This window comes from Arthrobacter russicus (genome assembly GCF_031454135.1).
In the GTDB taxonomy this organism is placed as follows: domain Bacteria; phylum Actinomycetota; class Actinomycetes; order Actinomycetales; family Micrococcaceae; genus Renibacterium; species Renibacterium russicum.
Window position 1 is genome coordinate 956,596 of the sequence record NZ_JAVDQF010000001.1, and the last position, 12,827, is coordinate 969,422.

Genomic DNA, 12,827 nt, shown 5'->3' on the forward strand with positions numbered 1-12,827 from the left:
CCCGGGATTCCTGCTGCTACTTGCCGGTGACCGGCACGTCGGCCGGCAGCACGTTCTGATATTCCTCGCGGATTTTGTCGCCTCCATCAGCCTTCCAGCGCTTCACCGCGTCCGGCAGATCGGAAACTTTGGCCCGTCCGGTGATGATATCCACAATTTTGTCCCGGAAGGTCTTGGTGATCTTCGCCCCGACCTTGGCGTTGGTGTCCGAATACGTGCCATTGGTCGGATTCCGCTGCGCGAACTCGAGGAGTTTCTTCTCTTGTTCGTAAATGTACTTCGTGTCGTCCGGAAACGCCGGATTGAAAATCACCTTCTCCGGGCTGGTCATGATGTTCAAGGCACTGGCCAAACCTGGGATGTCGGTGCTTCCGGTGCTGGAATAGACCGGATTTCCGGAGTCGTCCAGCAGATAATCCTTGCCTTTTTCGCCATAGTTCTTCTGCATGTACTCCACCGTGCCGAAGGGCGCCGAAAGATAATCCACCAAGCTCAGCAACTCGCGGATTTTAGCCTCCTCAGCCTTTTTGAAGGCGGTGAAGCCAACCGTTCCGTAACCCATGTCATAGGTCGGCTTGCCGCCCTTGACCGCGGCGAATGGAACCAGGATTTCGCTCTGCGCCTCGGCGCTCAGATTCCGATACCGGCGGATGTCGTGCGGGCCCACGATCACCTGGGCGGCGATCGAACCGTTGACCACCCGGTTGGAGATGTCTGTGGCGTTCGCGTCCGGGTAGAACACCCCGGCAGCGAAGAGCTTCACCGCGTACTCCAAACCGGCTTGATACTCGGACGTCTCGTAGAGATGGGTCAGCGTCCGGTCCTGGTTGACCGCCCAGCTGTTCGGGGCGCCGTACCATTCGGTGAACATGTGCAGCATGTTGACCAAGGAGCCGCCGGCGATCGATTCCAATGCGTATTTGCCTTCATTGGGCCGGGTGAGCTCCTTGGCCTTGGCGAAGAACTCCTCGGCGTCGGCGGAAGCCATCCCGCCCACTTGCGCCCAGACGCCTTTGTTCCCGGCCATCACCTGGCCGAACGGCGTGCTCGGTATCGGCGCGCCCCAGATCTTGCCATTGACCACTGCGGTCTTCCAGGAATCCGGCTTGAGTGCAGCGAGGTTGGGGTACTGCAGCACCGCATCGCCGGAGAGGTAATCCGAGAGGTCTTGGAATTTCGCTTCGAGCATCGGACCGACGTTCGGGATGCCCTGGTTCGGCGGAATCCACATCAAGTCCGGCAGCGAATCGCCGGCCAGCACGGTGGCGAACTTGGCCGGGTAGCCGTCTCCGACGTCCTCGACGATCTGCAGGTCCAGCGTTCCGCCAAGCGCCGCATTGAGCCGTTGCCAGAACGCATTGTCCGGCATCGCCGGGGACATCGTTTCGAAGGTTTCGGTGAGCGCGCTGACCGCCCCTTTCAAGGGCGCCCCGGGCGTCGATGCCACAAGCTCGGCCGGAACTTTGAGGAACGCCGCTTGCAGCCCCTGCGCGTTGCCGGGCAAATCGGGCAGCACCTTGCTGAACTCGCGGTAGGTCGGCAGTTTGACCTGGGCGGAGGCCGCTGCACCGCCGCCGTTGCTTCCGCCGCTGCCGCATCCGGTCAGGGTTCCGCCCAGGGCCAGCGCGGTCACCGAGAATCCGGCGAGTCCCAGAAACCCGCGCCGGTTGAATCCGGTGGCAGCCTTGTTGTCCATGTTCATGACGCCTGCTTTCTCTCAGAGGTGTGTGCCTGTGCTTGCATACCGGGCCTCAGCCCTTGATCGCGCCGGTGATGACGCCCTTGTTGAAATGCTTTTGGATGAAGGGGTAGATCAGCAGGATCGGCACCAGCGCCACCACCACCACCGCCATCTGCATCGACTGCGGCGGCGGCGACGTCGCCACGCCCAACTGGTCCGCCAACGAACCGCCCTGCACCACGAAGTTCCGCAATACCAGTTGCACCGGGTACAACGTTTTGTCGTTGATGTAGAGCAAGGCGTTGAAGAAGGCGTTCCAGAACCCCACCGCGTAGAAGAGCCCGACGACGGCGACCACGGCTTTGGACAAGGGCAGCACGATCCGCCACAGGATCGTGAAATCGCTGGCCCCGTCGATCTTGGCGCTTTCGATCAACTCTTGCGGCAGACCCATGAAAAACGCCCGCATCACCACGAAATTGAACGCTACGAAGATCCCGGGCAGGATCAACGACCACACGGTGTTCAACAAGCCGAGCTGTTTGACCATCAGGAACATCGGGATCAATCCGGGGGCGAACAGCAGGGTGAACAGGACCAGGAGCAGCGCCGGACGGGAAAACAGCACCATCCGGCTGGTCGCGTAGGCCATGGTCACCGTGACGAAGAGCGCGAGCGCGGTGCCCACCGCGGTGATGAAAGCACTCACGCCGAGCGCCCGGAGCATGAAGGCACTGCTGAAAATCGTCTGGTAGGCCTGGATCGTCGGGCGCTCGGGCCACAGCACATACCCGCCTGCGGCAACCAGCTGTTCATCGTCCGCGAGCGACGTCGCGACCACCAGGAGCAAGGGCACCAGGATGGAAAGCGTGATCAGACCGATGATCACTGCTTTGAGCCCTTGGTACCACGGCGACGGCCGTTCTTTCCATGCCGGGCGGGAGGGGTTGAAAGTCAGCCCGGCTTTGCGCCGGCGTCGGGTTGCTGCTCCTGGCGGGGCCAATAGGGAGTTCATCGGAGCGCTGCCTTTCTGCTCTGCTTGGTGCTGCCGGGGCCGGCTTGGAAGATGCCGGATTCGCCGAACCGGTGCGCCACCTTGTTCGCGAAATAGATCAAGATCGCGCCGACCACGCCTTTGGCCAACCCGGCGGCCGCACCGGAGCTCCACCCGCCGCCGACGACGCCGGAGAAGTAAGTGAAGGTGTCCAGCACTTCGGCCGCGCCCGGACCGACCGCGTCCCGTTGCAGCAAGAACTGTTCGAAGCCGACGCTGAGGATGTCGCCGATCCGCAGGATCAGCAAGAGCACGATCACGGCGCGCAACCCGGGCAAAGTGATGTGCCAGAGCCGGCGCCAGCGGCCGGCCCCGTCGGCTGCTGCGGCCTCGTACAACGAGGCATCGATCTGGGCCAGGGCGGCGAGGAAGATGATCATCGCCCAACCGGCGTCTTTCCAGACCAGCTGGACCGTGGAGAGCAACGGGAAGGTATCCGGGTTGGTCATGAACGGAATCGCGTCCAGGCCCCACTGCCGGAGCAGGTTGTTGATCAGGCCCGCGCCACCGAGCATCTGTTGGAAGAGCGCGATGACCAGCACCCAGGACAGGAAGTGCGGCAAGTAGACCACGCTCTGGAACCAGCGGCGCAGTTTCGAGCTCATCAACGAATCCACGATCAGGGCCAACCCCAGCGGAACCGGGAAAAAGAGCACCAGCTGCCACACCGCCAAGACCAAGGTGTTGCGCAGCGCAGTCCAGAAATCCGGATTGTTGAAGAGTTCCACGAAGTTCTGCCAACCGACCCAATCGCTGTTCTCGATGCCCAGGAACGGTTGGTAGTCCTGGAACGCGATCACATTGCCCAGAATCGGGATGTAGAAGAACAGCGCCAGGAACAACAGGCCCGGGACCATGAGCAGCAACATCTGCCAATCCCGCCGGACCCGCACCCCGAACGGGATTTTCGTCGGTTTTCCGGTCGGCCCGGCAGCCGCGCTTCCGGAACCGGACGGAGCCGCCGAGATGGCCGCCGCGCTGGCCGAACGGCGTCGGCCGCCACCGGGTTTCGGCGCATCCGGGCGTTGCAGGGTGGCTGAACCCATGGAGTCCCTCTCTGGCCAGGAACTGGGTCAGTGACTCAGCTCACAGTCTGTTAAACGTTTAACAAACCATAAACGGCAGGCTGCCAAGATGCAAGAACTTGATCGAAGATCGTCGTTACAATCATGTTTCGCCATTGACGGGCATCCCTCGAGGGACCCTCGGGTCGCGCCGCGCACGCAGCGACGCATGCCGCAAGCGCGACCGGACGCGCCGCGCCGAGCGCCCGCATCCCGCTCGACACCGGCATGGCCGGAAATCAATAACCGTAAAGCGATGATTAATAACCGATTGAATATTTCGTTGCTTTAACCAACAAAGTGCATCTTTGCTTTTCTGAAAAATAAATCCGAATTCGGTGTTAATAGCCTCCCAGTATCGCCTGCGCTCTTGTCCCCGGCCGAAATTAAAGCAACGGTTGAGTATCCACCGGGCCTGACGACGACGATGTCGGCCGGTCCGACCATTGAGTAACCTCAACGAAGGACATCCCATGAAGATGAAGAAACTCTTTGCCGCTGCGGCGATCACCGCACTGGCCCTCGGCGGAGCAACGGCGCTCCCGAGCGCAGCCAATGCGGAAACCGCCACGCCCCGGATCATCGGCGGCGGCACGGCAGACTTTTCCCAGGTTCCCTACGCAGCGAAACTCCTGCTGAACGGACAGTTCAACTGCACCTCCGAGGTCATTTCTTCGACTTGGGTGCTGACTGCCAAGCATTGCGTCGGCGGCACGGTGAGCATCAAGGTCGGCAGTGCCAGCCTGACCGGCGGAACCGAAATCGCCAGCAAGCGCGTGGTGAGCTGGAGCGGCGGCGACCTCTCCCTGGTCGAGCTCGCCCAACCGACGAATGTCACGCCCGCCACCTTGGGCACCACCACTCCCTCGGTGGGCACCAGCGGCGACATCTACGGTTGGGGACGCACCTCGCAGAACGGCCCGGCGGCCGCGAACTTGAAGACCGCCAACGTCCGGATTTCCGGCACCGGCTCGGACAATGCCGGCGGCCCGGCAATCCAGTTCCGGGGCGTGGACGGTTCCTGCTGGAAGGGCGACTCCGGCGGCCCCTTGGTCGTCGGCGGCAAAGTCGTCGGCGTCGCCTCGACTAGTTCCAACGGCGGCGTCGACCCGCAAGGCCTCTGCAGCTACACCAACGTCTCCAAGGGCTTGAGCTGGATCAAGAGCGTCACCGGCCTCTGAGACCTGCTGCTTCAAACAGCCGGGTGTGGCGTTCCGCGGTTCGGCCCCACAGGGCCTGCGCGGCGGAACGCCACACCCGGCTGCGCCAGGCCGGCCGCAGACCTGGGCCGGCAACTCTCGCTTAGACTCGTCTCCGTGAGCACTCCCCCGCAGAAAACCCCGTTGTACCGGAAAATCGCCGACGAACTCGCCAACCGCATCGCTTCCGGTGAATTCATCGCGGACCGGAGTTTGCCCTCGGAATTCGAATTGGCCGCACAATACCAAGTCTCCCGTGGCACCATCCGGCAGACTTTTTCGCATCTGCGGGCCACCGGGGTGGTCACCTCTCGGCAGGGCACACGACGGGAGGCCGTACCCGGGTAGCGGTTGCAGAGCTTTTCCGCGCTGGTGAGTTTCTCCCATTGGGCCAAGACGGCCGGTGCCACGCCCAGCGGTCGCGTCATCGAGTTGGAACGGCGTCGGGCCAGTCGGGTAGAACAGAAATTGCTCGAACTCCCGGGTCTACTATTTGAACCGTCGCCTCGTCGAGTGGCCAGCTCTGCAGGTAAAGATGGTTTTTCAACCTGCGGAGCTGGCCGCTCGTGGGGCTTACTCGGCGGGTTTGAGCACCAAGATCGTGGCGTCGTCGGCCTTTTCGCCGATTGCCGCCTGGTGCTTGCGCAGCGCGGTCTGCACCTCCAGGGCGCCGATCGGCGTTTCCACCGCGTCGAGGAACTCCTCCGGCCCGGCCAGCAAACCCAGGTCGACGGCGCGCCAGGCACCGTCGCTGACCAGGGTCACCAGTTCCGGCCGGCCGCACTGCACTACGAGTGCGTGCTCGGCAGCTTCCGGTTCACGCCGGGCCACCCAGAGGCCCTCGGGCGTGTTCCGGCTCCGCCGCGAGGCGGCGAGCTGTTCCCGGCTCATCGCCGGCGCATTCGGATCGGCCAGCGAGGCGACCACGTGCCGGATCCGCCCGCCCGGTTCCCGGAGCACCACATGGCAATCCGCAAGCGAAAGCACTTCGACGCCATCAGCGGTCAATTGCGCCAAGGACAGCGCGGCCGACGGGAATCGGACGGCTTCCTCCGCCACCAACCCCGAACCGAGCCGGTCGACCCGGCGCAGGGCTTCGGCGAGCACGGCCCGGGTGCCGTGCAGTCCGGCGGCTGCGGCGAGCTCGGCGCCGAGCACCCCGGACAACCAGCCCGGGTCGCTCGACGCCGGCAGGCCCAACGGCTCCAGCACCGAGGTCGCGCCGTCGATCACCCAAGCGGTATCGCCGGCGAAGCCGCAGGCGTCCTCGTTCGGGTGGTTGTCCCCTTCGGAGAGCGTGCGGGCTACCTGATGCCAGGCCAAGGTCAGCCCTCGACGCCCAGCGTCTTCAGAATCAGTTCCCGCACCCGGCCGGCATCGGCCTGGCCTCGGGTGGTCTTCATCACGCCGCCGACGATCGCGCCCACCGCCTGCACTTTGCCGCCGCGGATCTTGTCCGCGACGTCCGGCTGCGCAGCCAGCGCTTCGTCGATCGCGGCTTGCAGTGCGCCGTCGTCGGAGACCACGGCGAGGCCGCGCGAGGCGACCACGTCGGTGGGCGAACCTTCACCGGCCAGCACCCCGTCGAGCACCTCGCGGGCCAATTTGTCGTTGATCTTGCCCGCGTCGATGAGGCCTTGCAGCTCGACCACGGTTTCCGGGCTGACGCCCAGTTCCACCGGCTCCAGATCGGCGAGCTTGGCGCGCCGGGCGATCTCGCCCATCCACCACTTGCGGGCCACCGCAGCGGTGGCGCCGGCTGCGATGGTCGCTTCGATCTCGTCCATGATCCCGGCGTTGACCACATCGCGGAATTCCAAATCGGTGTATCCCCATTCGGTTTGCAGCCGTTTGCGGCGCTCGGCCGGCGGCTCCGGCAACTGAGCCCGCAACGACTCGACCCATTCCACCGTGGTCACCACCGGGACCAGATCCGGTTCCGGGAAGTAGCGGTAATCGTCGGCATCGGATTTCGGCCGGCCCGAGGTCGTGGACCGGGTGTCCTCATGCCAGTGCCGGGTCTCCTGCACCACCTTGCCGCCGGCATCGAGCACTCCGGCATGGCGTTCCATTTCAAAGCGCACGGCGTGCTCGACGGCGCGCAGCGAGTTCACGTTCTTGGTCTCCGAACGCGTGCCCAAAGTGTTGCTGCCCTTGGGCATGAGCGAGACATTCGCGTCGCAACGGACGTTGCCGCGCTCCATCCTGGCATCGGAGACGCCGAGGCTCTTCACGATTTCGCGGATCGCTGCGACGTAGGCTTTGGCCAGTTCCGGGGCCCGCGAGCCGGCACCGAGGATCGGCTTGGTCACGATCTCCACGAGCGGGACCCCGGCCCGGTTGTAATCGACCAGCGAGTAGTCGGCGCCCTGGATCCGACCGGTGGAGCCGCCCAGGTGGGTCAGTTTTCCGGCATCTTCTTCCATGTGCGCCCGCTCGATCTCGATCCGGAACACGGTTCCGTCGGAGAGTTCGATGTCCAGATAGCCGTCGTAGGCGATCGGCTCATCGTACTGCGAAGTCTGGAAGTTCTTCGGGGTGTCCGGGTAGAAGTAATTTTTCCGGGAGAACCGGCAGAACTCGGCGATTGTGCAATTCAGGGCCAGCCCGATTTTGATCGAACTCTCCACGGCGGCTTTGTTCACCACCGGGAGCACGCCGGGCAGGCCCAAGTCGACCTCGTTGACATTGGTGTTCGGCACATCGCCGAACGCATTCGGCGCCGAGGAGAACATCTTGGTGACCGTATTCAGCTCGACGTGCACCTCGAAGCCGAGCGCCGGCTCGTAGCGTTCGAGCAGCTCGTCGAAGGGAACCAATTCCACACCAGCGCCGGTCATTTCGCTCCTCCAAGAATCGGGGCGCGGTCCAGGATCGGACCGCCCCACTGGGCTTCGTGCAGCGCTTCCAAAGCGGCGCCGACCCGGTACATCCGGGCGTCTTCGCGGGCTGGTGCGAGCAATTGGATGCCGGACGGCAGCCCGTCCTCATCGGCCAGTCCGTTCGGCAGCGACATGCCCGGGACGCCGGCCAGGTTCGCCGGGATGGTGGCCACGTCGTTGAGGTACATGGCGAGCGGATCGTCCAGCTTCTCGCCGAACTTGAACGCCGTGGTCGGTGCGGTCGGCGAAATCAGCACATCGGCTTTTTCGAATGCCGCGTCGAAGTCACGCTGGATCAAGGTCCGGACCTTCTGCGCCGAGCCGTAGTAGGCATCGTAATAGCCAGCGGACAAGGCGTAGGTGCCCAGAATGATCCGGCGCTTCACCTCGTCGCCGAAGCCGGCCGCCCGGGTCGCGGACATCACCCGCTCGATGGTCATCGAACCATCCTCAGGCAGCGTGCGCAGGCCGAAGCGGACGCCGTCGAACTTCGCCAGGTTGCTCGAAGCCTCGGAGGGCATGATCAGGTAATAGGCGCCCAGCGCGTACCCGAAACTGGGACAGGAGACCTCGACGATCTCGGCCCCGGCCCCGTGCAGCAGCTCCAAAGACTCCCGGAACCGCGCCTCGACACCCGCTTGGTAGCCTTCACCGCCGAGCTCTTTCACCACGCCGATCCGGACGCCGGAGAGATCGCCGCTCGCGCCGCGCCGGGCGGCGTCGGCCAGGCCGGTCCAATCCTGCTCGAGCGAGGTCGAGTCCTTGGCGTCGTGCCCGCCGATCACTTCCTGCAGCAGTGCCGCATCCAAGACCGTACGCGTGACTGGACCGATCTGGTCCAGCGACGAGGCCATCGCGATCGCGCCGTAGCGGGAAACCCCGCCGTAGGTCGGCTTGACGCCGACCGTGCCGGTCACCGCACCCGGCTGGCGGATCGACCCGCCGGTGTCGGTGCCGAGTGCCAGCGGGGCTTCGAAGCCGGCGACGGCAGCCGCCGATCCGCCGCCGGAACCACCGGGGATCCGTTCCAGATCCCAGGGATTGCGGGTCGGACCGAAAGCCGAGTGCTCAGTGGAGGAACCCATCGCGAATTCATCGAGGTTGGTCTTGCCCAGGATCGGCATCCGCGCCGCCCGGATCTTCTCGATCACCGTGGCGTCGTACGGGCTGACCCAGCCTTCGAGGATTTTGGAGCCGGCCGTGGTCGGCTGCCCCTTGGTCACGATCAGGTCCTTGATCGCGATCGGCACCCCGGCCAGCTCCGGCAGCGCTTTGCCCGCGGCGCGGTCGGCATCGACCTCGGCGGCAACCTGCAAGGCCTCTTCGGCGTTCAGGTGCAAAAACGCATTCAATTCGCCATCTACCAAGGCGATGCGGTCCAAATAGGCTTGGGTCGCCGCAACGCTGGTCACTTCGCCGGCCGCGAGCTTCGCGGCCAAGGCGGCGGCGGAAAGCTTGATCAGATCCGTCGGTTCCATCATGGCTTCAGCCTTCTTCCAGGATCGCGGGGACTTTGAATCGGCCGTCTTCGGCGTCCGGGGCGCCGGAAAGCGCCTCCGCTTGGCTGAGAACATGGCCCACGACGTCCTCCCGGAGCACATTGCGCAACGGAATCGGATGCGAGGTCGCGGGTACGTCAGCGCCCGCAGCCTCGCTCACGGACTTCACCGAATCGACGATGACAGCAAGTTCGCCGGCCATCCGATCCAGTTCCGCCTCGGACATGTCAATGTGCGCCAATTGCGCAAGGTGCGCAACATCGTCACGATTGATTTCAGCCATGGAACTCCCTTGGAAGCTGTTACAGATTCGCTCCTAGTCTATGCGGTGCGGGCTAAAGCTCCAGCCGGTAGACCCGGAGCCAGATTTCGACCCCGGGATCGGTATTGGGCACGGTCCAGTCCCGCTGCGGCGCCCGCTCGAATCCCATCGAGCGGTACAACGCGTGCGCGGACACCCAGTGGTCGCCGGTGGTCAGGCTGACCGCCGTTACTCCGCCGAGGGTTCTGGCGTGCTCGATGATCGCCCGCACCATCGCCTTCCCGATGCCGCCGCGCTGCAGTGCCGGGTCGACGACCAGCACCCGCATCTCGAGTTCCCCGGGCAGCGCGATATCCGCATACTCGTCGCCGGCCCGGGCAAGGGTCACGGCACCGACGATCCTGCGGGCGGGCTCAGCCGCGGCCGAATCCTCGAAAACCTGCTCGGCAACCCAGATCTGCGCCACTTCGGCACGCTTGGCCACGTCCGCGAGCAATCGCAGATAAGGGTGCTCCGCAGAGTCGAAATACCCTGCGGCCAGATACGAATCGGTGGTGATCCGGGCGACGTCGGCGAAATCGGCGGGCGTGGCCAGGCGGAAGGTCAAAGGGGCGAGCGGGAGAATCACTGGCCCCACAATGTCAGAGCGCCCGGCACGATTTCAACTTGGACCGGCAGCGCACCGAGCCGCTCGCCGTCCGAATAACCGGCCACCCCGGCTTTGCGGTCCAGCAACTCGATCCGGACCGAACGCACGCGGCGGATGCTCACCGCCGGGTGGTCCACGTGTTTCCCTTGGAAAACCTTGGGGAACAAGGTCAGCAACTTCCATCGGGAGACCGGCGCGACCACGAACAAGTCCAGTTCGCCGTCGTCGATCCGGGCCTCCGGCGTGATCTTCATCCCACCGCCGAAAGATTGGCCGTTGGCCACCGCCACCAGCATCGCTTCGAGCTCCTCGGCGGCGCCGTCGACCTCGAGCCGGTAACGCAACGGCCGGAACACCGCGAGCTCGCGCAGGATCGCCAGGTTGTACCGGCTGCGTCCCTTCGGCCAGGACCAGGCGTTGGCCCGTTCATTGACCACCGCGTCGAACCCTGCGGAAAGCGCTGCTGCGAAATACTCCGCCGAATCCGCGTTCCGGACCCGGCCCAGATCCACCGTCCGCGGTCGCTGCGCACCGGCCAGGAAAGCTGCCACTGCGGCCGGGAGGTCGCCCACCGGCAAGCCCCAAGAACGGGCCGCGTCATTGCCGGTTCCGGCCGGAATCAACCCGAGCGGAACCGTGCTGCCGGCCAACGCGTTGATTCCGAGATGAACCATTCCGTCGCCACCGATCATGAGCAGGGCGTCAAGGCCCGCGCGGTCGCCCTGCACGGCGGACGAAACCTGGGCCGCGAGCTCCGGGTAGCTGCCGGCCTGCAGCAGCCGGACCTGGTGTCCGGCGGCCTCGAGCAACCCGACGACCCGGGCGCCGGCGTCCGAGTTCGCCCCGAAGGCCGCCCGCGGATTCACCGCGACCGCGATCTGAAAAACCTTGGCCATCGCCAAACCCCTTTGTTCTGCGCAGTCAGGGCTCAGTTGCCAAGCCGCCCGCCGATGTCGCACCATGTTACGGGCAGCGACCCGGCAAATGCACCCAACCGGCCCGATGGCCGACCGAAAATGTCCCGTACGTGTCGAAAGGCCCAGATGTGAGCGGCGGATACCGCACGTACTACCAAATCCTGCGGGTCGAAGTGACCGCGGACGAGAAACAGGTCAAAGCGGCCTACCGCCGAGCGGCCCGGAGCACGCACCCGGACCAAGGCGGCAACGCCGAGGAGTTCCGCTTGGTCACCGAGGCCTACCAGACCTTGATCGACCCGGCGAAGCGCGCGGTCTACGACCGGGGCTACGCACCCGCCGGCACGGCGTCGCAAGGCTCCGCTGCGCCGAACGGCTCCGGCCCACGGGTCGCAGAACCCCGGCCGGCCGGGCAGCGGCCGGGCAGCAACCGGGGCCCCTCGGCCACCGATTTGCCGAGCTTCGTACCACCCTTCGGCAGTGCCGAAGCAGCGCCGTTGTCCTTGGACTTGGCCAGCCGGCAGATCCACGGCGCACCGCGTAAACGGGGCTTGTTCGGCGCGCAGGCCCGGCTGATCCGGGAAGCCCGCACGATCGAGTTGCTGCAGCAGCAGATCCTGAACAAATACCCTTCCGCGCGCTTGGTCAACGGTCTGGTCTCGCCGATCGATAAGAGCCATCTGGACCATTTGGTACTGGTCGGCTACCGGATGGCGGTGGTTTCTTCGATGATGGTCCCCGAGGGCGCCTACCGGTGGAACGGCAGTACCTTGGTGCACGGACAGCGCGGGGTCGAAGCTCCGCGCCTGCTGCCGGCCGCCCATGCGCTGGCGAAACTCTTCCCGGAATGCACGGTCTCGGCCTGGATCGTGGTGCACTCCCCCGGCGGCAATCCCTTCGAGCCGGTGATCGACTACACCCGGGGAAACGAGCCCGACGGCGGCCCGCACCTGAACGTCGTCGGCGCGGCCCGCCTGGGCCGGGAACTGGGCTCTTTCTTGGCGGCCGGCGAAAAGCCGAACACCGTGGACCTGCAGATCTTGTCCCGGCTGCTCGGCGGCATGTACTGAGCCGGCTGGGCAACCGGACCGGCTGGGTAGCCAAGCCATCTGGGTAGACTGGGCCGGTGTTCCGCATACTCTTCTACACGCCCGAAATTCCCGGCAACACCGGGAACGCCATCCGGCTCGCCGCGATCACCGGCGCCGAACTCCACTTGGTGGAGCCCCTCGGTTTCGACCTGGATGACGCCAAACTCCGCCGGGCCGGACTGGATTACCACGAGCTGGCAGTGCTGCACGTGCACCCCGATTTGGCCGCCGCGTGGGCGGCGCTGCAGCCGGAACGGGTTTTCGCCTTCACCTCGGACGGCGAGACCGGATATGCCGACATCGCGTACCAGGCCGGCGACGTCCTGATGTTCGGGCCGGAGTCGGTCGGGCTGCCGGCCGGGGTGAAAGCCGACCCGCGGGTCACCGCACGGGTCCGGCTGCCGATGCTGCCCGGCTTGCGTTCCCTGAACCTGGCCAATTCGGCGTCGATCGCGGTCTATGAAGCCTGGCGGCAACACGACTTCGCCGGCGCGGTACGCTGAGCCGAAACCGGAACGACAACAGAGGT

13 protein-coding genes are annotated in these 12,827 nt (G+C 65.1%); 4 read left to right on the plus strand and 9 right to left on the minus strand.

Annotated features, from left to right (window positions below; all coding sequences use genetic code 11):
- Nucleotides 1–16: 16 nt before the first annotated feature.
- The 3 genes from JOE69_RS04500 to JOE69_RS04510 are packed head-to-tail and all read right to left on the minus strand — an operon-like array spanning nt 17 to nt 3,604.
- The gene (locus tag JOE69_RS04500; RefSeq protein ID WP_309796436.1) at nt 17–1,702 is read right to left on the minus strand and encodes a type 2 periplasmic-binding domain-containing protein; all 1,686 of its coding nucleotides are present in this window, start codon (nt 1,700–1,702) and stop codon (nt 17–19) included.
- Nucleotides 1,703–1,751: 49 nt separating this feature from the next.
- Nucleotides 1,752–2,696, minus strand: coding sequence for a carbohydrate ABC transporter permease (locus tag JOE69_RS04505; RefSeq protein ID WP_309796438.1), 945 nt, complete (start codon nt 2,694–2,696; stop codon nt 1,752–1,754).
- Nucleotides 2,693–3,604: an ABC transporter permease gene (locus JOE69_RS04510; protein ID WP_296365573.1), complete on the minus strand. Its 912-nt coding sequence runs from the start codon at nt 3,602–3,604 to the stop codon at nt 2,693–2,695. Before JOE69_RS04510 ends, JOE69_RS04505 begins: the two co-directional genes overlap by 4 nt.
- A gap of 668 nt (nt 3,605–4,272) precedes the next feature.
- Here JOE69_RS04510 and JOE69_RS04515 point away from each other — a divergent pair.
- The gene (locus JOE69_RS04515; protein WP_309796439.1) at nt 4,273–4,980 is read left to right on the plus strand and encodes a S1 family peptidase; all 708 of its coding nucleotides are present in this window, start codon (nt 4,273–4,275) and stop codon (nt 4,978–4,980) included.
- 135 nt (nt 4,981–5,115) lie between these two features.
- The gene (locus JOE69_RS04520; RefSeq protein WP_309796441.1) at nt 5,116–5,346 is read left to right on the plus strand and encodes a GntR family transcriptional regulator; all 231 of its coding nucleotides are present in this window, start codon (nt 5,116–5,118) and stop codon (nt 5,344–5,346) included.
- A 225-nt stretch (nt 5,347–5,571) separates the two neighbouring features.
- Here JOE69_RS04520 and JOE69_RS04525 read toward each other — a convergent pair whose 3' ends face one another.
- From JOE69_RS04525 to JOE69_RS04550, 6 genes are read right to left on the minus strand one after another with little or no spacing between them, the layout of a single operon-like run.
- The gene (locus JOE69_RS04525) at nt 5,572–6,321 is read right to left on the minus strand and encodes a hypothetical protein (protein ID WP_296365118.1); all 750 of its coding nucleotides are present in this window, start codon (nt 6,319–6,321) and stop codon (nt 5,572–5,574) included.
- Nucleotides 6,322–6,323: 2 nt separating this feature from the next.
- Nucleotides 6,324–7,838, minus strand: a complete 1,515-nt coding sequence (gene gatB, locus JOE69_RS04530; RefSeq protein WP_309796444.1) for an Asp-tRNA(Asn)/Glu-tRNA(Gln) amidotransferase subunit GatB — start codon at nt 7,836–7,838, stop codon at nt 6,324–6,326.
- A complete protein-coding gene (gatA, locus tag JOE69_RS04535) occupies nt 7,835–9,361 on the minus strand; it encodes an Asp-tRNA(Asn)/Glu-tRNA(Gln) amidotransferase subunit GatA (RefSeq protein ID WP_309796446.1) in 1,527 nt (508 codons plus the stop codon). The genes gatB and gatA overlap by 4 nt, the downstream gene beginning before the upstream one ends.
- A gap of 4 nt (nt 9,362–9,365) precedes the next feature.
- Complete coding sequence (gene gatC / locus JOE69_RS04540) at nt 9,366–9,662, minus strand: Asp-tRNA(Asn)/Glu-tRNA(Gln) amidotransferase subunit GatC (RefSeq protein WP_309796448.1); 297 nt, start codon at nt 9,660–9,662, stop codon at nt 9,366–9,368.
- 52 nt (nt 9,663–9,714) lie between these two features.
- Nucleotides 9,715–10,269, minus strand: coding sequence for a GNAT family N-acetyltransferase (locus JOE69_RS04545; protein WP_309796450.1), 555 nt, complete (start codon nt 10,267–10,269; stop codon nt 9,715–9,717).
- Nucleotides 10,266–11,186 carry a diacylglycerol/lipid kinase family protein gene (locus JOE69_RS04550; protein WP_309796452.1) on the minus strand — a complete coding sequence of 307 codons (921 nt, stop codon included), beginning with the start codon at nt 11,184–11,186 and terminating at the stop codon, nt 10,266–10,268. Before JOE69_RS04550 ends, JOE69_RS04545 begins: the two co-directional genes overlap by 4 nt.
- Nucleotides 11,187–11,335: 149 nt before the next feature.
- Between JOE69_RS04550 and JOE69_RS04555 the strand changes: the two genes are divergently transcribed.
- Nucleotides 11,336–12,277: a J domain-containing protein gene (locus tag JOE69_RS04555; RefSeq protein WP_309796454.1), complete on the plus strand. Its 942-nt coding sequence runs from the start codon at nt 11,336–11,338 to the stop codon at nt 12,275–12,277.
- A gap of 56 nt (nt 12,278–12,333) precedes the next feature.
- Complete coding sequence (locus JOE69_RS04560) at nt 12,334–12,801, plus strand: tRNA (cytidine(34)-2'-O)-methyltransferase (protein WP_309796456.1); 468 nt, start codon at nt 12,334–12,336, stop codon at nt 12,799–12,801.
- The last annotated feature ends 26 nt before the right edge of the window (nt 12,802–12,827 follow it).

Bases quoted from the DNA above. Each gene is read 5' to 3' on its own strand.
- JOE69_RS04550 (WP_309796452.1), bottom strand. From the start codon at position 11,186: ATGGCCAAGGTTTTTCAGATCGCGGTCGCGGTGAATCCGCGGGCGGCC.
- gatB (WP_309796444.1), bottom strand. From the start codon at position 7,838: ATGACCGGCGCTGGTGTGGAATTGGTTCCCTTCGACGAGCTGCTCGAA.
- JOE69_RS04500 (WP_309796436.1), bottom strand. From the start codon at position 1,702: ATGAACATGGACAACAAGGCTGCCACCGGATTCAACCGGCGCGGGTTT.
- gatA (WP_309796446.1), bottom strand. From the start codon at position 9,361: ATGATGGAACCGACGGATCTGATCAAGCTTTCCGCCGCCGCCTTGGCC.
- JOE69_RS04510 (WP_296365573.1), bottom strand. From the start codon at position 3,604: ATGTTGCTGCTCATGGTCCCGGGCCTGTTGTTCCTGGCGCTGTTCTTC.
- JOE69_RS04515 (WP_309796439.1), top strand. From the start codon at position 4,273: ATGAAGATGAAGAAACTCTTTGCCGCTGCGGCGATCACCGCACTGGCC.
- JOE69_RS04505 (WP_309796438.1), bottom strand. From the start codon at position 2,696: ATGAACTCCCTATTGGCCCCGCCAGGAGCAGCAACCCGACGCCGGCGC.
- gatC (WP_309796448.1), bottom strand. From the start codon at position 9,662: ATGGCTGAAATCAATCGTGACGATGTTGCGCACCTTGCGCAATTGGCG.